Annotated in this window: 18 protein-coding genes; 5 read left to right on the top strand and 13 right to left on the bottom strand. The window is 64.7% G+C overall.

Annotated elements, in window-relative coordinates; translation table 11 throughout:
- Positions 1-252, top strand: coding sequence for a MoaD/ThiS family protein (locus AC5RU3_RS15285; protein WP_309070617.1), 252 nt, complete (start codon positions 1-3; stop codon positions 250-252).
- Positions 253-275: 23 nt separating this feature from the next.
- On the opposite strand, the gene AC5RU3_RS15280 is transcribed toward AC5RU3_RS15285, so the two are convergent.
- The 4 genes from AC5RU3_RS15280 to AC5RU3_RS15265 form a co-directional block, all read right to left on the bottom strand.
- Positions 276-1574, bottom strand: a complete 1299-nt coding sequence (locus AC5RU3_RS15280) for a M16 family metallopeptidase (RefSeq protein ID WP_309070618.1) — start codon at positions 1572-1574, stop codon at positions 276-278.
- Positions 1575-1722: 148 nt separating this feature from the next.
- Positions 1723-3993 (bottom strand): polyribonucleotide nucleotidyltransferase, encoded by a 2271-nt coding sequence (locus AC5RU3_RS15275; RefSeq protein ID WP_309070584.1) that lies wholly within the window; start codon positions 3991-3993, stop codon positions 1723-1725.
- A 293-nt stretch (positions 3994-4286) separates the two neighbouring features.
- A complete protein-coding gene (rpsO, locus tag AC5RU3_RS15270) occupies positions 4287-4556 on the bottom strand; it encodes a 30S ribosomal protein S15 (RefSeq protein WP_309070585.1) in 270 nt (89 codons plus the stop codon).
- A 116-nt stretch (positions 4557-4672) separates the two neighbouring features.
- Positions 4673-5665 (bottom strand): bifunctional riboflavin kinase/FAD synthetase, encoded by a 993-nt coding sequence (locus AC5RU3_RS15265; RefSeq protein WP_309070586.1) that lies wholly within the window; start codon positions 5663-5665, stop codon positions 4673-4675.
- Between the two features lie 251 nt (positions 5666-5916).
- On the opposite strand from AC5RU3_RS15265, the gene AC5RU3_RS15260 reads away from it, so the two are divergent.
- Complete coding sequence (locus AC5RU3_RS15260; protein ID WP_493966095.1) at positions 5917-7815, top strand: hypothetical protein; 1899 nt, start codon at positions 5917-5919, stop codon at positions 7813-7815.
- On the opposite strand, the gene AC5RU3_RS15255 is transcribed toward AC5RU3_RS15260, so the two are convergent.
- From AC5RU3_RS15255 to truB, 4 genes are all read right to left on the bottom strand, one after another.
- Complete coding sequence (locus AC5RU3_RS15255; RefSeq protein ID WP_309070588.1) at positions 7812-8423, bottom strand: DUF4345 domain-containing protein; 612 nt, start codon at positions 8421-8423, stop codon at positions 7812-7814. The genes AC5RU3_RS15260 and AC5RU3_RS15255 overlap by 4 nt on opposite strands.
- 69 nt (positions 8424-8492) lie before the next feature.
- Positions 8493-9011, bottom strand: a complete 519-nt coding sequence (locus AC5RU3_RS15250) for a hypothetical protein (protein WP_309070589.1) — start codon at positions 9009-9011, stop codon at positions 8493-8495.
- Positions 8987-9361 (bottom strand): hypothetical protein, encoded by a 375-nt coding sequence (locus tag AC5RU3_RS15245; protein ID WP_309070590.1) that lies wholly within the window; start codon positions 9359-9361, stop codon positions 8987-8989. Before AC5RU3_RS15245 ends, AC5RU3_RS15250 begins: the two co-directional genes overlap by 25 nt.
- Positions 9361-10290 carry a tRNA pseudouridine(55) synthase TruB gene (gene truB / locus AC5RU3_RS15240; RefSeq protein ID WP_309123946.1) on the bottom strand — a complete coding sequence of 310 codons (930 nt, stop codon included), beginning with the start codon at positions 10288-10290 and terminating at the stop codon, positions 9361-9363. Before truB ends, AC5RU3_RS15245 begins: the two co-directional genes overlap by 1 nt.
- 55 nt (positions 10291-10345) lie before the next feature.
- Here truB and AC5RU3_RS15235 point away from each other — a divergent pair, with 55 nt between their 5' ends.
- Entirely contained in the window at positions 10346-11497 is a 1152-nt protein-coding gene (locus AC5RU3_RS15235; RefSeq protein ID WP_493966094.1) for a pyridoxal phosphate-dependent aminotransferase, read from the top strand.
- Here the strand turns inward: AC5RU3_RS15235 and rbfA are convergent.
- The 5 genes from rbfA to rimP form a co-directional block, all read right to left on the bottom strand.
- Positions 11494-11943, bottom strand: coding sequence for a 30S ribosome-binding factor RbfA (gene rbfA, locus AC5RU3_RS15230; protein ID WP_309070593.1), 450 nt, complete (start codon positions 11941-11943; stop codon positions 11494-11496). The two genes, AC5RU3_RS15235 and rbfA, sit on opposite strands and share 4 nt — an antisense overlap.
- A gap of 118 nt (positions 11944-12061) precedes the next feature.
- Positions 12062-15001: a translation initiation factor IF-2 gene (gene infB, locus AC5RU3_RS15225; protein WP_493966093.1), complete on the bottom strand. Its 2940-nt coding sequence runs from the start codon at positions 14999-15001 to the stop codon at positions 12062-12064.
- 204 nt (positions 15002-15205) lie between these two features.
- Complete coding sequence (locus tag AC5RU3_RS15220; RefSeq protein WP_309123945.1) at positions 15206-15484, bottom strand: YlxR family protein; 279 nt, start codon at positions 15482-15484, stop codon at positions 15206-15208.
- Positions 15485-15559: 75 nt separating this feature from the next.
- Positions 15560-16531 (bottom strand): transcription termination factor NusA, encoded by a 972-nt coding sequence (gene nusA / locus AC5RU3_RS15215; protein WP_309070596.1) that lies wholly within the window; start codon positions 16529-16531, stop codon positions 15560-15562.
- 30 nt (positions 16532-16561) lie between these two features.
- Positions 16562-17179, bottom strand: coding sequence for a ribosome maturation factor RimP (rimP, locus tag AC5RU3_RS15210; protein ID WP_309070597.1), 618 nt, complete (start codon positions 17177-17179; stop codon positions 16562-16564).
- 105 nt (positions 17180-17284) lie between these two features.
- Between rimP and AC5RU3_RS15205 the strand changes: the two genes are divergently transcribed.
- Positions 17285-18379 (top strand): DUF4439 domain-containing protein, encoded by a 1095-nt coding sequence (locus AC5RU3_RS15205; RefSeq protein ID WP_493966092.1) that lies wholly within the window; start codon positions 17285-17287, stop codon positions 18377-18379.
- 9 nt (positions 18380-18388) lie between these two features.
- Positions 18389-19393 (top strand): aminoglycoside phosphotransferase family protein, encoded by a 1005-nt coding sequence (locus tag AC5RU3_RS15200; RefSeq protein ID WP_309070599.1) that lies wholly within the window; start codon positions 18389-18391, stop codon positions 19391-19393.
- The last annotated feature ends 2 nt before the right edge of the window (positions 19394-19395 follow it).

Raw genomic sequence — 19395 nt, 5'->3', positions numbered from 1 at the left:
TTGCTGGTTCGATACTTCGGCGCGGCCCAGGCGGCCGCCGGCGTCCCTGAAGAACGCCTCGATCTGGACGGCGTGGCGCTTTCGGAGGTGCTGGGCGAGATCCGCAGCCTCCACCCCGACGGCGATCCGTCCATGGCAAAGGTTCTGGAACGAAGCAGCTTCCTGCTCAACGAGGTTGCGCTGCGCGACCATACCGCACCACTGGGACGCGGCGACGTTCTCGATGTCCTGCCGCCGTTCGCCGGGGGCTAGGCGGCAGGACATCGCCGGCCTGGCTACAGGCCCAGCTCCGCCTCGCTGTCGAACGGTCCAACGACCGTGATAGTCCGGGGTGCATCAGCGAGCTGCCGTGCGAGCGCCTGCACCTGATCCGCAGTCACAGCCCGGACGCGCTCCAGCGTAAGGTCAAGCCCGAGGAACTCGCCGCTGACCAGCTCCGCGCGGCCCAGTCGGGTCATCCGCGAACCGCTGTCTTCGAGGGAAAGCACCATGCCGCCGGAGAGCTGACCGACCGCACGCCTGAGTTCCTCGTCGCTGACGCCCTCCGATGCCAGCCGCTCGAGCTCCGCGCTGAGCAGGCCGATAACCTGGCCCGTCTTCGCCGGGCTACACCCGGCATACATGGCGAAATAACCTGCGTCGGCGTACGACGCCGAGAAAGAGTAGGTCGAGTAGGCGAGCCCACGCTTCTCCCGGATCTCCTGGAAGAGACGGGAGGACATGCCCCCGCCGAGCACCGCGTTGAGGACGCTCATCACGAAGCGCCGATCGTCCGTGGCCGTCAGTGCCGGACAGCCCACCAGGACATTCGCCTGCTCCACTGCGCGCCGGATCACGTGCACTCCACCGCTGTCCTTGAGCACGGTAGGCTCCGGCGCACGCCTGGGAACGGGGGCGGCGTCTGCTGCAAGCGTCCACCCCGCCCGTTCAAGCGCCTGCACGACGAGTGAGCATACGACGTCGTGATCCAGTCCTCCGGCCGCCGTCACCACCAGTTCCTCCGGACGGTAGTAGCGGCGGTAGTGGTCAAGGACGGAGTCGCGCGAGATGGCCTTGATAGCGTCAGGGGTCCCGCCGATGGGGCGCCCAAGCGGGTGTGCGCCCAGGACGGCTTCGACAAATTTTTCGTGCGCGACGTCGGACGGGTCGTCGCTGTCCATCGCGATCTCTTCCAGGATGACGTGGCGCTCCTGCTCCAGTTCCTCCGGATCGATGACGGCCGATGTCACCATGTCCGCGATGACATCTATCGCCATCGGGAGGTCGGAATCGAGAACCCTCGCGTAGTAGCAGGTATTTTCCTTGGCGGTCGCAGCGTTCGATTCTCCCCCGACCTCATCAAAGGCGGCGGCGATATCAAGCGCGGTCCGCCGTTGTGTTCCCTTGAACAGCAGGTGCTCGAGGAAGTGCGTGGAACCATGCTCTCCGTCGGCTTCGTCGCGGGAACCGACGCCCACCCAGAAACCGATGCTCGCCGACCGCTGCCCGGGCATTGCCTCGGTCAGTACACGGACACCACCGGGCAGCACAGAGCGGCGGACCACCGCTCCCCCCTGTGCTCCCGCAACGAGCATGGAAGAGTGCTCGGAACCGCCCGTCACCAATGGAAGTAGGACGGGTGAGCCCTGGCCTGTTTCAGTCATAACTTCTCCTCAACGCCAGCGGCTCCGCGGCGAATCAGTTCGCCGCGGAGCCGTTGGTTTGTGCTTGTCAGCGTGTCCGCTAGTTGTCGTCGCCCTCGGCGGCATCCTGTGCGTGAGCACCCGGAGCGTCGTCAGCAGCGGCTTCGCCGGCTTCCTCCGCCACTACGGGCGAGAGAGAGAGCTTGCCGCGGTCGTCGATCTTGGTGATCTCGACCTGGACCTTCTGGCCCACGGAGACGACGTCGTCGACGTTGTCCACGCGCTTGCCGCCGGCGAGCTTGCGCAGCTCTGAGATGTGCAGCAGCCCGTCCTTGCCCGGCGTCAGTGAAACGAACGCACCGAAGGTGGTGGTCTTCACAACCGTGCCCAGGTAACGCTCACCGATCTCGGGAACCTGCGGGTTCGCGATAGCGTTCACCGCAGCGCGGGCAGCTTCGGCCGAGGAACCGTCAGTGGCGCCGATCAACACGGTGCCGTCGTCCTCGATCGAGATGTCGGCTCCGGTGTCTTCCTGGATCTGGTTGATCATCTTGCCCTTGGGGCCGATGACCTCACCGATCTTGTCGACCGGGATCTTCACGGAGATGATGCGCGGAGCGAACTCGGAGAGCTCATCCGGGGTGTCGATCGCAGCCTCAAGAACTCCGAGGATGTGCAAACGTGCCTCCCGGGCCTGCTTCAGTGCTGCCGCGAGCACAGAAGCCGGGATGCCGTCGAGCTTCGTGTCGAGCTGGATCGCCGTGACGAACTCGGAAGTACCAGCGACCTTGAAGTCCATGTCACCGAAAGCGTCTTCGGCGCCGAGGATGTCGGTCAGGGCCGCGTAACGGGTCTGGCCGTCCACTTCATCGGACACGAGGCCCATTGCGATACCCGCAACCGGAGCCTTCAGGGGCACACCGGCGTTGAGCAGCGACAGCGTCGAAGCGCAGACGGAGCCCATCGAAGTGGAACCATTGGAGCCGAGGGCCTCGGAGACCTGGCGGATGGCGTACGGGAACTCCTCGCGGCTGGGCAGAACCGGGACGAGAGCACGCTCCGCCAGCGCACCGTGACCGATTTCGCGGCGCTTCGGCGATCCCACGCGACCGGTTTCACCGGTGGAGTAGGGCGGGAAGTTGTAGTTGTGCATGTAGCGCTTGCGCGTCACCGGAGACAGCGAGTCGATCTGCTGTTCCATCTTGAGCATGTTCAGCGTAGTGACGCCCATAATCTGGGTCTCGCCACGTTCGAAGATGGCCGATCCATGAACGCGCGGAAGGACCTCCACCTCGGCGGTGAGCTTGCGGATGTCGCTCAGCCCACGGCCGTCGATACGGACCTGGTCACGCAGGATGCGCTGACGCACAACCTTCTTGGTGACCGAGTTGAAGGCTCCGGCGATTTCCTTCTCGCGGCCCTCGAACTGGCCGGAGAGCGACTCGATGACCTCGGCGCGGTAGGCGTTGGCTGCGTCCTCTCGCTCCTGCTTGTCGGCGATCGTGAAGATCTCAGCCAGGCGTGAACCGGCAGCACCCTCAACGGCAGCGAAAACGTCGTCCTGGTAATCCTTGAACACGGGGAACTCAACCGTGGGCTTGGCAGCGCGGCCGGCGAGGTCCGACTGGGCTTCGCACAGTGCGCGGATGAAGGGCTTTGCAGCCTCAAGGCCGTCGGCGACGACCTCTTCGGTAGGTGCCGTCGCACCGTTGTCCTTGATGAGGGACCAGGAGTTGTCGGTGGCCTCAGCCTCGACCATCATGATCGCTACATCGTCACCGACCACCCGGCCGGCAACAACCATGTCGAACACGGAGTTCTCGAGCTCGGAGTGCTTCGGGAACGCGATCCACTGGTCCTCGCCGGAGCCGTCGGAGACGAGCGCAACGCGAACGCCGCCGATCGGACCGGAGAACGGAAGACCGGAGAGCTGCGTGGACATGGAAGCGGCGTTGATAGCGACGACGTCGTAACGGACATCAGGATTGATGGCGAGCACGGTGACGACGATCTGAACCTCGTTGCGCAGACCCTTCACGAAGGCCGGACGCAGCGGGCGGTCCATCAGGCGGCATGCGAGGATCGCCTCGGTGGACGGGCGGCCCTCACGGCGGAAGAACGAGCCCGGGATGCGGCCGGCAGCGTACATACGCTCTTCGACGTCCACGGTGAGCGGGAAGAAGTCGAAACCTTCGCGCGGGGACTTTCCTGCAGTGGTGGCGGAAAGGAGCGCGGTGTCCTCGTCGATGTAGACCATTGCGGCACCGGCGGCCTGCTGGGCGAGACGCCCGGTTTCGAAGCGAACTGTGCGCTGGCCGAAGCGACCGTTGTCGATAACGGCTTCGGCGAACTGGATTTCGGGACCCTCCATAGAGAGTCACCTCCGTTTCTGTGGTGACGGAGGCAGGCGGCGTCTTGCTGGTCAACGCCGTTAGGACGGGTTGTGGCACCCGGTCTTCGATCGAGGTCCACGGGAACTGCCATCACACGGATGGTGCCCGGAGACCACTACCGAGGACCGCGAATGCCTGCGTGTCCGCCTGGCTCCTGGTATGGACTTTTTACTTCCAACGCACTCCTGGGAGTGCGGTTCCTTTGCGGCATATCTGCCGCAAAGATTGAAGGCGGCTCCTTCCCGAAGGAAGGGGCCGCCTCACAGTCTAACTAGCGGCGCAGGCCGAGGCGCTCAATGAGCGTACGGTAGCGCGTGATGTCGGTGTCGCGCAGGTAGTCCAGCAGACGACGACGGCGACCAACCAGCAGAAGCAGGCCACGACGCGTGTGGTGGTCGTGCTTGTGCTTCTTCAGGTGTTCGGTCAGGTCAAGAATTCGGCGGGAAAGCATTGCAATCTGCACCTCAGGCGAACCGGTGTCGCCCTCGGAGGTTGCGTATTCCTTGATGATTTCCTGCTTCAGAGCGGCGTCAAGTGCCACAAATAACTCCTATGAGTTGTACCGTGAACAAAGTAGATGCCGGTTCCCCTCGCAGATCGAGCGGAGCTCCGGCGGTGGTCCAGCAACCACGGACTGCAGCAGGACCTCGGTCAACTTTACCCGTAGGTACGCTGTTCTGTCGAAAGCACGCTACGGGTCTGGTCCACGTCCAAGCGCATCTGGTCGATCAGTGCTTCGGGCCCGCGGTAGGTCACCATACCCCGCAGCCGACGTACGAACTCCACGATCACCGTCTGCCCATACAGGTCAAATACGTCGATCTCTTCCTTCGGCCGATCGATCACGTGCGCCTCGACCTGCCTGGACACGCCTTCGAACGTGGGATTGGATCCGACGGAGATCGCTGCGGGCCAGCGCACCTGGCTGCTGTCGATGAGCCAGCCGGCGTAGATTCCATCAGCGGGAATGAACCCGGTGGAGTCGGAGGACAGGTTTGCGGTGGGAAATCCCAGGGCCCTCCCCCGGGCGGCTCCGTGCACGACAACGCCGCGCATGCGATGGGGCCGGCCCAGGATACGGGCCGCCGTCGTGACGTCCCCGGCAACCAGCGCTTCACGCACCCAGGTTGAGGAGCAGCGCCGCTGGCCTCCAGCCGTCGTCGTACTCTGCAGGCTTGATCCGAAGTCGTCGATGACGACCACGTCGAAGCCGAGCTGGGCGCCCAGCTCCTGCATCGTCGAGAGGTCGCCCGAGTTGCCGCGGCCAAAGCGCACGTCATGGCCGATGACCACGGCCTTCGCCCGCAAACCGTCGACGAGGACCGACCGGACGAACTCCTCCGGCGTCAACGCGGCCAACTCGAGGGTGTAATGCATCATCAGCACGCCGTCGATGCCTGTGTCGGCAAGGGTTTCCACTCGGTCCTGCAGGCCCATGATCAGTTCGGGCGCGCTCTCCGGCCGATGAACCTGGGCGGGATGAGGCTCGAATGAAATGACGACGGCGGCTGCATTTCGTTCGTGGGCGGCAGCCACCAGTTGCTGAAGCACGCTTTGGTGGCCGCGATGGACACCGTCGAAGTTCCCGATGGTGACGACTGCGGGACCGAAACCCTCCGGCACATCGGCCAGGTCTCTCCAGTAGAACACGCATCTCCCTTGGGGTTGGGCGGGTAACAGTACCCTTCGTCGTTCCTTATTATGGCCGATCCATGAACGCAGTCAGGACGGAGACTTCCCGGGCCAATCTCTTTTCCTGCACAGCGACGCCGGTTGAGGCAGTTTGTGCACATGGAAGCCGGAGGGCCGCCTCTCGGAGAACGGCACAGCGACGATTGATACCTGTTGGCCGCACCCACAAGGGAGGAACGCGGCCCCCACTCACCTCAGGAGGATCTTCCGTGTCATTTTCCCTGTTCCTATCCCGGCGCCGAGGGGCAATGCGGACGGCCGGAGTGTGCCTCTTCCTGGTCACCCTCTTGTGTCTGCCTCAGGTGCCATCGTCCCAGGCCGCGCCGGTGGGAGGAGGATGGACGCGAGCGGCCGGTGTGCACGCGGCCGAACACTTTGTGGGCCAGTACAAGAACTCCCGAGGCCTGGCCGCGTACTGCACTGATTTCGAGCGGCTCTCCCCGGAAAATGCCGGAGGATACGAGGACGGACATTCGGGCGGCTTCATCCGTAGTGACGGGAGTGCATTGAATCCGACAGAGAACGCGGCGTTGTCCTACCTGCTGCACCGGTGGGGTGACACCGCGGACAATGCCACCGCGGCGTCCGTGCAGCTGGCCGTCTGGGCGCTTACCTCCCCCGGAATGGCGTGGGATTCATCCGGGATGGACGCCATCCTGAGGGCAGAGCGACTGCCCGATGGGGTGGTGGCGGAGGCACGCTCCATGACCAAGGTCGCATTCAGCGAAGCGGGCCCCTATGAGGTTGACATCAGACTGGAGGCCGCGGGAGCTGAGGGAACAATGACCGCGTCCGTCTCCGTTCTTGGTGCAGACGGCACATCGGCAGCCGGTCTGGCGGCCGGTGCAGAGCTGAGTGGACCGTTTGCCTTGGCTGAGGAGAGGGGCGCCACCTGGACCACTGCTGATGAGCCCCACCGGCTCACCCTGAAGCGGACAGGACTAGGCGGAGGCTCACTCACGGTTTCAGTTCCCCGGACACCGGCGGCGGGAGTGCAGTGGCTCCTGCCATCCCGCGACGGAGTCCAGAGACTGCTTGCTGCAGCAGTTGTTGAACCGCGTGATTCAGCCGCAGCAATCGCCGACCTCCCGGCTTTCCAACCGACGGTGGTCACCCGCGCATCCGCTGCGCGAACAGGCGTGGGCACCACCGTTCATGATGTCCTGACAGTGGGAACCTCTCCCGCTGCAGGAGGTCCTGGTGGAACGGCACCGTGGCTGTCAATGCCCGGAGACGGAACCCCGGTGTCTGTGGAGGTCGTATCAACGCTGTGGGGACCCCTGCCGTCTCGTCCTGTCCTTCAGGAATCAGTGCCTTCCGACACCCCCATGGTGGGCGCCGTTACCACCCGCGTGCAGGGTCCGGGGAGGTACGACACCCCCGGGCTGGTTGTCCCCTCGCCGGGATGGTACGTCTGGACTGAGTCGATCAGCCCCGAAAGCACCCTTCCTGCTGAGGCCTCCCGCTATGTGCTCGGTTGGCAGGGGGAATACGGCATCTCGGATGAGACGACCTTCGTACCGTGGACACCAGACATCACCACTGAACTGTCGACACACGACTCACTTGTCGGTGAACGGGTTACCGACACAGTGATCGGGTCAGGCTTTGGGCAACCCTCAATCGAAACCGGTGCGGTTGTGACCCTGTCAATGTACGGCCCGCTCCCGGAGCGGCCCTCACTCACTGCTGACGTGCCCGCCGACGCTCCGCTGCACTCGAAAGTCGAGGTCCCGGCCCTGAACGGCAGCCAATCCAGTGAATCCTTCGCAGCCTTCACCGCTCCCGGGTGCTACACAGTCGTCGCCTCCTACGCGGGCGACGACCACACCAACGCTTTCACCTCCGCTTTCGGTGAGCCCTCGGAAACGGTGTGTGTGGGGGAAGATGAGCCGGCACAACCACCCACACCCGATGCCACCGTAGCGCCGGCACTTCCTGCTTCAGACGAGGTCGGGCAGGCTCCCGCCCGAGCGGAACTCGCACAGACAGGCATTCCTGCGAAGGTTGCCTCCGGAGCCGCACTTGTCATGCTCGGAGTCGGGCTTGCGTGCCTACACGCCGGCAATCGATCGCGACGTACTGCCGGCAAATCCGCACACCGCTAGGGGCGGGCGGCATACTCCCGCCGCAGCTCGGTCGTCTTGGCGATGTACCGGTGCCAGACAAGCAGAGCAGCCGGGAAGGCGAGCTCGAGAACCATGAGAATGATCAGGAGGAAGTGCGGGGTCCCGGAGAACGCCCACGAAAGAACCCGGCCAATACCGCCGATGAACACCATGAGGCAGACCAGCCAGAGCATATTCGCCCATTGGAACTTGATCGCGATCGTCACGAAGGCGGCGCCCACGCCGATCATCATCGCGGCGAAGAATCGGAACTGGTTCTCCAGAGTCGGGTTCACGGGACCGTCTCCCGTCTCCGGTAGCCCTGCTGAACCGGTAATCAGGTAGTACGCTCCGAAGCCGGCAATGAGAAGCCCCACGAGCACCACCACGGTGCGGAACACGCTCCAGTCGTGACTGGTCTTGGTTGTCTTCCCAGCGTCCTTCTTGGAAGTTTTTGAAGGGGCCTTTCCCGACGAGGACTGGCCGGAGGCGGGTTGACGGGAAGCGTCGGACGTGCCCGCAGAACCATGTGAGGGGTTCGCGGAGTCCTGTCCGGCGTTCATGGAAGAACTGCGACGATCCGTGTTGTCAGGGGTGTTGCTGTTCATGATGTTCCCTCTGTGCTCGATGATCCGCCAGGGCCGGGCCCTCTCAGCTCATCCTCTCACTCCCGGCGCTCACGTGCGTCGGTTCGCGGCCGTTACGGCACGGTGTCGGTAGAGCCACCACAGGCCAAGCACCGGCAGGATCAGCGGAACAAAGCCGTATCCCCGGCCGTACACCGACCAGACCGTGTCGGCGGGAAAGAGGACCGGATCGACAACGCTCAGGGTCCCCACAGTCAGGACCCCGATCAGCTCGAGGGACACCGCAGCGAGGGAATACCTGTACCAGCGCACCCCCGACCGGCTCAGGGAGACGGTAGCGAAGACATACACGAGGGCGGCCACCGCGGTCAGCACATAGGCCAGCGGAGCCTCGTCGAATTTCGTCGCGAGCTGGAACGCCGCGCGCGCGGTGGCCGCCAGCGCAAAAACACCGTACACGGCAATGAGGAGGCGGCCCGGGCCCCTGCTCAGGGTGCCTGCGGAAGCGCCCGGTTCCTGGGTTCCACCGGCAACACCTGCGCCATCGGAGGTGTGAGCCGCCTCCCCCGTTGCATCGTGCCTGTTCATGCCGGCACTGCTCCGTCCCATATCTGCTCCATCCGGTACAGCATCACGAAAATGGTCACTCCTACCGCGCCTAATACCAGGTTGCTCCATTGTGAACGCTCAAGGATTGCCCACCAGAACGCGCCCACCGGGATCATCAACGCGGTCAGCAAATAGCCCCAGAACTCCCATACCTCGCCCGTAACGGGTTCCCCGCCGGCCTGCCGGAAAATCCCCGCCACCAGGTACACGAGGAGGAACAGCTCCACGGCTGCCACTGCAAGGATGGTCACGTCATTGGGAGGCTGCCTGATCACGGCCGCACCGATGCAAATGAGAGTCGAGAGAAGGCACACCACCGTGCCGGCGATGAAAAAACCGTCGACCACCATCAGGCGCCCGCCTCGCCGGGTGCGAAGACCAGGGCAGGTTTGGCCTCCAGGCCCCGGTTCTCGAGGAGGGCGATCAACGCGCCGCCCGGGGCAAAAGCGGCAACCGGACGGTCAGTGTGGTCCGCTGAGGGCGCTGGGGTGTCGGCGCTGGCACCAATCCTGCGGCCATGGGAAAGATCCTGAGCCTCTGAATCACTCAGCTCACGAACGGGAAAGAGTGCGCGGGCGGCTTCATCGATGCCGAGCAGCCGAAAATCCTGTGCCAATTCTTCGAGGGTTGATGCCTGGTCGAGACTGTACGGTCCCACCTCTGTCCGGCGCAGCGCCGTGAGGTGCCCGCCGACCCCAAGAGCAGCCCCGAGATCCCGCGCCAAGGCGCGGATGTAGGTTCCGGAACTGCACCGCACCGTTACATCGAGGTCTTGTACGACTCCGCCCTGCAGCCGGCGGATCTCCGAAATATCGAAACTGTGAACCGTCACCGGCCGAGGCTGCAGAACCACGTCCTCCCCGGAGCGAACGCGGTTGTAGGCACGCTCACCATTCACCTTGATCGCGCTGACGCTGCTGGGAACCTGGCTGATCGAACCGGTGAGTGCGGCAACCGCCGTCCGAATAGCCTCCGATGAAACCACTTCAGCCGAGACCTCCGACGTCACTTCGCCCTCGGCGTCGTCGGTGATGGTGGACTGCCCCAGGCGGATCGTGGCTGTGTAGGTCTTGGAGGTGCCCACAATGTACGTCAGCAGGCGCGTCGCGCGGTTCACTCCAACCACGAGGACCCCTGTGGCCATGGGGTCGAGGGTACCCGCGTGCCCCACCTTCCGGGTTCCCGCCAACCGCCGCATCCTGCCGACGACATCATGGCTGGTCCAGCCCTGCGGCTTGTCCACTATCACTAGTCCTGAGTGGACCTGCCCGGAATTCACGCCTTCCAGTATAGGTCTCGGCGCCTTCCCGCCCGTCACTCGCTACGATGCCCGTATGCCGTCCATCGCCAAGCACGTCGAGAACCTTCCCTCCAACCAGATTCGGGAGATCACCCAGGCCGCGTGGGCGACGCCCAACGCCGTCGTACTCAGCATCGGCGAGCCGGGGTTTCCCGTTCCCCGCCACATCCTCGACGCTGGAATCGCCGCGCTGGACAGGGACGACACGAATTACACACCGAATGAGGGCCTCGCTGTGCTGCGTCAGGGTTTCGCGGCACGCTTCGGAACAGTGAACGGTGTGGATGTCGACCCGTCACGGGTCTACGTGACTGCCGGTGCGCAACAGGGCCTGCACCTGGCCATGAGCATGCTGCTTGAGCCTGGGGACGAAGTCCTCATTCCCAACCCGGGCTACCCGACCTTCATCATGACTGCCCAGCTGGTGCACGCTCGCGCTGTCGACTACCCCCTCCGCCCGGACAACGGGTTCCAGCCGAAGATCAGCGACCTGGAGCAGCTGGTGAACCCGAGAACCCGGCTTCTCGTGCTGAATTCCCCCTCGAATCCGCTCGGCGCCGTCTTCAGCGAGGACCTCACCAGGGAGCTCGTGGAGTTCGCTGAACGCCACGACCTGTGGATTCTCTCGGATGAATGCTACGAAGCGTTCACCTACGGCGTTCCGCACGTGAGCCCTGCACGCTTCGAGGGAACGCCGCGGCGTGTGCTGACCTCACTCACCCTGTCAAAGACGTTCGGGCTGACGGGACTGAGGATAGGAGCGCTGATTCTGCCGGACGGGCTGGGGCAACAGTTCAACGCGGTGATGGAATCCATCGTCTCCTGTGTCGGAGCGTCGCCCCAGTATGCGGCGATCGCTGCCTTGACCGGACCCACCGACTACATTGAAACGGCGGCCGCTCACTACCGTTCCAACCGGGACGCGGCGACGTCGGTGCTTCATTCACTCGGGATTCCCTACCTTGAGGCGCAAGGAGCGTTCTACCTGTGGGCCGACATGTCCCACGCGACCGGGGGCGATGTGCGCTCCTGGGTCCGGACCTTCCTCGCGGAGCAGAGCGTCGCGGTCGCTCCGGGAACTGCCTTCGGTTCCAACGGAGAGGGGTGGATCCGCATCGCGCTCTGTACAGACAAGGAAAGCCTGCTCACCGGAGTGAGCAGGCTTCCTGGGCGCAAACAGGACTAACGCGACTCGTCGTCCCGGTCGTCTTCCTCACCGGGCTTGCGGTACGGATCAGCATCGCCGGCAAAAGCGGCCTTCCGAGCGAGTTCCGCAACTTCCGCGTCCCGTTCCTTCGCGGTGCGCAGCAGATCTTCGAGATGGCTTGCGTTGACCGGGATCTCGTCCGGAACAAACTCGAGCGTGGGGGTCAAACGGGCCGTGATGTTCCTGCCCACCTCAGAGCGGAGCACACCCTTCGCTGATTCCAGCGCCTTGTGCACTGCGGCCTGTTCCTCTGACTCGCCGAACACCGTGTAGTAGATGGTGGCGTGCTGCAGGTCGTTGGTGACCCTGGCGTCAGTGACGGTGACCGCTTCAAGCCGGGGGTCCTTGACCCGACGGCGGAGGGCTTCGGCGACAATGACCTTGATGCGCTGCGCCAACCGTGCGGCGCGTGCGGCGTCTGCCATGACTTCTCCTTACTTCCTCCCCTCAGGGAGCGACAACGACGACGGCGGCAATGGCCCGTCGTCGGAATGGGGCAGGAAGCGGGGCCGCTGCATGCAGCGGCCCCGCCTGAGATGAACCCTAGACCCGAGGCTTCTCGCGCATCTCGTAGGTCTCCACGATGTCGCCTTCCTTGACGTCGTTGAAGGAGCCCAGACCGATACCACATTCGAAGTCCGTCCGGACCTCGGTGGCATCGTCCTTGAAACGGCGCAGCGACTCGACGGTGAGGTTGTCGCCAACCACGACCCCGTCACGGATGAGACGTGCCTTCGAATTCCTGCGAATTACACCGGAACGAACGATCGAGCCTGCAATGTTGCCGAACTTGGAGGACCGGAAGACTTCCCGGATCTCGGCAGTGCCGAGTTGCGCTTCCTCGTACTCCGGCTTGAGCATGCCCTTGAGCGCCAGCTCGATGTCATCAATTGCTGCGTAGATGACCGAGTAGAAGCGCAGGTCCACGCCTTCGCGGTCGGCAAGCTCGGCCACACGCTCGGCGGGCCGAACGTTGAAGCCGATGATGATCGCGTTGTCGACAGTTGCCAGGTTGACGTCGTTCTGCGTGATGGCACCCACGCCGCGGTGGATGACGCGCAGGGCGACTCCTTCGCCGACGTCGATCTTGAGCAGCGAGTCCTCGAGGGCTTCGACCGCACCCGAAACGTCACCCTTGAGGATGAGGTTGAGGGTGTCAACCTTGCCCTCGGCGACGGCCTGGTCGAAGTCTTCCAGGCTGACGCGCTTGCGGCGCTTGGCCAGCGCCGCGTTGCGGTCTGCTGCCTCACGCTTCTCAGCGATCTGACGGGCGGTGCGCTCATCCGACGTAACCAGGAAGGTGTCGCCTGCACGGGGCACTGTGGACAGACCCAGTACCTGTACCGGACGGGACGGACCCGCCTCCGAGACGTTTTCGCCGTCCTCGTTGAACATCGCACGGACACGTCCGTGAGCGATACCCGCGACGATGGTGTCGCCGACCGTCAGCGTTCCCGACTGGACCAGCACGGTCGCTACTGCGCCGCGGCCCTTGTCGAGGTTCGCTTCGATGGCAATTCCGCGGGCGTCCTTGTTCGGGTTGGCTCGCATGTCGAGCGCCGCGTCCGCCGTGAGCAGTACCGCTTCGAGCAGTTCGTCGATTCCCTCGCCCCGCAGCGCGGAGACGTGCACGAACATGGTGTCGCCGCCGTACTCTTCCGGAACCAGACCGTATTCAGTGAGCTGACCCTTGACCTTGTCCGGGTTAGCCCCTTCCTTGTCGATCTTGTTCACTGCAACGACGATCGGAACGCCGGCCGCCTGGGCGTGGTTGAGCGCTTCAACGGTCTGAGGCATGACGCCGTCATCCGCAGCCACAACCAGCACGGCGATATCGGTCACCTTTGCGCCACGGGCACGCATGGCGGTGAACGCCTCGTGACCCGGAGTATCGATGAAGGTGATCGCGCGGTTGTCGCCCTCGTGCTCGTGGTCGATCTGGTACGCGCCGATGTGCTGGGTAATGCCGCCGTGCTCGCCTGCCACGACGTTCGACTTGCGGATCGCATCCAGCAGTCGGGTCTTACCGTGGTCGACGTGGCCCATGACCGTTACCACCGGCGGACGTGCTTCAAGCTGCGCGTCACCTTCAGCGTCAAGCTCTGCATCCAGGTCGATGTCGAAGTTCTCGAGCAGCTCACGCTCCTCGTCCTCCGGGGACACAACCTGGATCTTGTAGCCGAGCTCGTCACCGAGAACCTCGAACGTTGCTTCATCCAGCGACTGGGTTGCCGTAGCCATCTCACCGAGGTGGAAGAGCACGGTCACCAGAGCTGCGGGGTTCGCATCGATTTTCTCGGCAAAGTCAGTGATCGACGATCCGCGGCGCAACCGGACAACAGTGCCGCCGTCGCCGCGGGGAACGCTGACGCCGCCCAGCGACGGGGCTGACATCTGCTCGAGCTCTTGCCGCTTCGCCCGCTTCGACTTGCGCTGCTTGCCGCGACCGGCACCACCCTTACCGAAGGCACCGGCAGTACCGCCGCGTCCGCGGCCGCCCTTGCCGAAACCGCCGCCGACCGGCGCTCCGCCGCCGCCACCGGCTCCAGCACCGGCACCAGGGGCTCCACCGGGACCACGACGAGGTCCGGCACCGGCAGCTCCACCGCGACCGGGAGCCGCGGGGCGCTCGGTACGGTTCGGCATCATGCCGGGAGTCGGCCGGGCTCCGCCGGCACCACCGGGACGCGGTGCACCGGGGCGGGGTGCTCCCGGACGCGGTGCTCCCGGACGGGGACCGCCCGCACCGGCGGCGGGACGCGGACCGCCCGCTCCGGCAGCCGGACGGGGTGGTCGCTCGTCATCGCGGCGCCCTCCTGGACGCGGCATGCCCTGCGATGTTGCAAAGGGGTTGTTGCCCGGACGGGGGCCGCCGGCACGATCGCCGTCACCACGCCCGGATCGGGGCATGCCCTGGGACGTTGCGAAGGGGTTGTTGCCGGGGCGGGGACCGCCTGCACGATCACCACCGGGGCGAGCTGCTCCGGGGCGTGCCGACGTCGGCCGTGCGGCTGCAGGCTTCGGGCCAGGCTTACGGTCAGTTCCGGAATCGCTGGTGGAACCGGATTCGGGGGCTGCCGGAGCCTCTGGAGCCGGCTTCGCAGCAGCAGGTGCCTTGAACGCCGGGGCTGCAGGTGCCTGCTCGCGGGGTGCCTCGGGCGCCGAAGTTGCCGGTGCCGCCGGTGCTGCGGGCTTCTCGGAAACCGGTGCCGGGGCGGGCGCCGGAGCCGGAGCAGCCGGAGCCGGTCGCGGGGACGCTGCTGCCTTGGGCGCGGGCTGGGGAGCTCGCGCCGGTGTTGATGCGGGCGCCTTGGCGGCTGCCGGCGCATCGGGGAAAGCACCGCGAAGTTTCTTCACGACGGGGGCTTCGATGGTTGAGGATGCCGACCGGACGAATTCGCCCAGTTCCTGCAGCTTTGCTACTGCATCCTTTGAGGTAATGCCGAGCTCTTTTGCAAGCTCGTGTACGCGGACCTTGGCCACATTTCTCCTTCTCGGTCCGCACCGAGTAAGGAGCGAACCGTCTAATTCCTACTGCAGACCCCAACCGCCGAAGCAGTTGACGCGCCGATTGCAGAGCTCAACAGATTGTTCATCGTTGGGCACTCATGGCTGGGTACTCATCGGGTTTCCATCAGTTTTCTGACCCGCTTTCAGGGAGGACGGTGTTCATACAGGACAGCCCCATCAGGAGTTGCCCTGGAGTGTGTGCAGCCAATGTTCCACGCTCTGCGTATCCACCGGGCCCCGAAAGGCGCGGTTGAACGCTTTGCGTTTGAGCGCGAGCTCCACACAGGACGGCCGGGGGTGCAACCAGGCACCCCTGCCCTCCAGCCGACGGCGAAGATCCACCTCAGCGACGCTGACGCCGCCACGGTTAACCGCTGACCATCGAACCAGAGAGACTTGGTCGTCACGGCCCCGGCAACCGATGCAGGTTCGTACCGGCTGGTGGCGTAACGACATAAGCCCTATCCATTCTAGCGCCATGGACGTCGATATGACGCATTGGCAAATTGTCGAGGAAAGTTCCCCGCTGCCTCAGGCTCCGGCGGCGTCCGACGCAATGTCGATGCGCCATCCGGTCAGCTTCGCTGCAAGCCGCGCGTTCTGGCCTTCCTTGCCGATAGCGAGAGACAACTGGTAGTCAGGCACGACGACACGTGCGCTGCGGGTTTTCTCATCCGTGATGGTCACTGACGAAACGCGCGACGGCGACAATGAGCTGGCGATGAAGGTCGCCGGATCATCGCTGTAGTCGACGATGTCGATCTTTTCGTCGTTGAGCTCATTCATCACCGCGCGAACGCGGGAGCCCATCTCGCCGATGCAGGCACCCTTCGCATTGACGCCCGGAACGTGGGCTTTCACCGCGATCTTGGTGCGGTGGCCGGCTTCCCGCGCCAGCGCCACAATCTCCACGCTCTTGTCCGCGATCTCAGGAACCTCGAGTTCGAAGAGTTTCCGCACGAGGTTGGGGTGCGACCGCGACAGTGTGATTGACGGACCCTTCATCCCGCGGTGCACGTCGATCACATAAGCACGCAGACGGGTGCCGTGGAGGTACTTTTCACCGGGGACCTGCTCCGGCGGCGGTAGCAGCGCTTCCACCGATCCCAGATTCACCTGAATCATGTGCGGGTTGTTGCCCTGCTGGATCAGGCCGGCTACCAGCTCGCCCTCCTTGCCACGGAACTCACCCAGGATGTTGTCGTCCTCGGCGTCGCGCAACCGCTGAAGGATGATCTGACGCGCGGTGCTCGCCGCGATCCGCCCGAAACCGGTGGGCGTGTCATCGTACTCACCCACTGCTACGCCGTCGTCATCGACTTCCGTCGCCCAGATGGTGACGTGGCCGGTCCGACGGTCCAGCTCCGCCCGGGCAATATCCTGCGCACCGGTGGTCTTGTGATACGCAACCAGCAACGCCTGCTCGATCGTTGGGATCAACAGGTCAAGGGGAATTTCACGCTCGCGTTCAAGTAGCCGCAGAGCGCTCATATCTATGTCCATTGGGGGCCTCCTCAGCAACCAGCGGTGTAATCAGTCATTGTCGCCGCCGGATTCCTCGGCATCAGCGTGGGTGAACTCAACCTGAACGGTACCCTTGCGGATTTGGTCGTAGGGAATCTCCCGGTCTTCACCGAATTTGGGCTTGGTGCCCTTCTTGACGGTCAAGAGCGGTGTGAGGGAAATCGACTGCTCCTCAGCGGCGATCAACCGGCCCTCAAGTACTTCACCGTCTACCAGCTTTACGTCCACCAGCCGGCCGACGTTCCGTCGCCAGTGTCGCGGCTCTGTGAGCGGCCGGGAAACACCCGGCGATGAAACCTCCAGATTGTAGGGACGTCCGTCGTCGCCGGGATCGTTGTCGAGGGCATTCGAGACGCTCTGCGAAACCTCGGAAATGGTGTCGAGGCTCACTCCCTCGGCGCCGTCGTCCGGTAGGTCGACAACTACGTGCAGTGTCCGGTGGCTTCCGGCGATGCGGACCTCGACGTCTTCGAGGATCAACTTGTGCTGCTCCACGGTGGGCCGCAGAAAATCCCTCAGCCGCTGGGCTTCAGCTGCGGCGTTGAGGTGTGCGGGAGTCTCACTACGGCCGTATGCCGGAGCCTTTTGCCTTTCGGCAGTGGTCTGCTTGCCGGACCTAACAGCCATTGCCGCCTCCCGCTCGATGATCTTGTAGCTACTACCCTAACGACTTTATGACAGGTCGGTGAATGGCACACCACACGGGTCTCTCGCATGGCATGATGATCGGTTGTGACGCAATCGAATGACCGTTCCGCCACCACCGGCAGCGGCTTCGGTGGAGCAGTTCGGCGTGTCCTGCGGACGGTCGTGCTGATGCTTGTTCTCCTGCTCGTCGCGTCAATCGGTTTGGTCATCGGCAAGGGTTCTCCGGACCGCGTACCGAGCGCAGAGGAAGTCGCCCTTAGCGGCGCCTCCACCGCGGCCAACGGCCTGGCATCCACCGCCACCGCCCTGGAGCGGACAGTACCTGTGACCAACGGCTCGGACTATGCCGAGCTTGCGGAGATGTTCGGGATACATGCCCTCGCGCTCCGGCCCGCCGGCGCGAGGGAATCGCCCTCCCCCTCCGTCTCCCCCGTCGTAAGTTCGACGCCGTCGCCTTCCACCGCGACAACGACGCCGGCACCCTCCCCTGCTGACCTGCTGGCCGAGCTGACAGCCTCCTATACCGAGAGCTTCGAAGCTGCCGCCACAGTGGAACCGGGCCCTTCCCGCGTCCTGGCGTCGGCGGCAACTGCGCAATGGCTCCAGGGCCGGGAGCTTGCCGGGCGCCTCGACGCCGCCGTTCCCGGGATTCCGGTGCCCGAAGTGCGCCATGACGACCTCACTGAACCGGCGTGCCCGCTGGAAACCACTACGTTGGAGGAGCCGGAGCCCGGCCTGGATGGTGCACGGACGGCGGTGCTGGCGGAACAGCGTGCCTCCTATGCGTATGAGGTGATCGCCGCCCGTGCCGACGATCCCGCACCTTTCCTTCGGCGGATGGCGCAGCACGAGAGCGCAGCCGCCCTGGGTGCCGCCGTACTGGCGCAGCACTGCGTCGCCGAGCCGCTCCCGGCAGCCGCCTACGCCCTCGACGACCGCTTCCAGTCGGCGCCCGACGACGCGCTGCGGGAGCTTGAGAGCGGGTTGACAGTTACCTACGCCGACCTCGTCGGAGTCAGCGCACCGGGACCTGTGCGTGAGTGGGCGCTGCGCCAACTCGTTGAAACGGCCCAGCACCTCGCCGAGTCCGTGGAAGGAACGTCGCCCAAGGACGCCACGGGAATACTGCCCGGGATCGACCCGGTCGAGTATCCACGCTTGCCGGAGCCTGCCAGCTAGTCTTGACGGGTGGACGCACTCAACATCGAGCTCCCGCGCACCCTGGTGCGCAGGGTCCTGAGCCTGCCGAGCGGCAGGGCGTGGCTGGAGTGCTGGGCCGGCATCGCCGAGCGTTACCTGGACCAATGGGATCTGGTTCTCGAGCTGGAACCGGAGGCTGCACCGTGGACAGGACACTGCGCCGTCGTGCTTCCCGTTGCCTGTGCCGACGGGCGTCCCGCCGTCCTCAAGATCACAGCCCCGCACGCGGAGGCCGCAGCCGAGCCTGAGGCTCTGGCGTTGTGGGACGGCCGCGGAGCCGTTGAACTGCTCGACAGTGCCGGCGACGATTTCGTGCTGCTTCTTGAGCGGCTCGACGGCGATTCATCTCTTGCGGAGCTGCCCCTGAACGAGACCACAGAGATTTGGGGATCGATCATGCGCCGGCTTTCCATCAGGCCTGGCGGTTCCACAGGACCGGACCCGAGATGGTTGTCCATCCCCTCCGTCGCTGATCAGGCTGAGCAGTGGACGGACACGTTACCGCTCGAGTGGGAGATGCTTGGGCGGCCGTTCGACCGCTGGCTGCTGGAGTACGCCCTTGAGGTGTGCCAGGTGCATGGGGCGGTGGGCCGGCGCCGGGACCACGACGTGCTTGTTCACTCCGATCTGCACTACCTGAACATCCTGCCGGTACCCGAGCGGCCCCGTCAGTTCCTCGCGATCGATCCCAAGCCGGTGTTGGGAGATGCAGAGTTCGCCGTAGCCCCGATGCTGTGGAATCGGATCAGCGACCTGTCGGAATCTGACCCGGCGGCGCACCTGCGCGACCGGTGCACCGACCTTGCACTCGCCGCGGGTCTGGATGCCATGCTGGCCAGAGACTGGTCGGTGGTCCGGGAAGTGGAGAACGCGCTGGGCTACCTCCGCGAGGGGAAAGCCGACGACGCCGACCGCTCGCTGTGGGTCGCGAGCAATCTTCTGCGCAAGCCGCTGGGGCACCTGCCGCCGGCTGGCCGCCTTGCCGCCCCGTAACC

Source organism: Arthrobacter sp. MDB1-55, from assembly GCF_059092925.1.
This window is presented reverse-complemented; position numbering and strand designations above follow the sequence as displayed.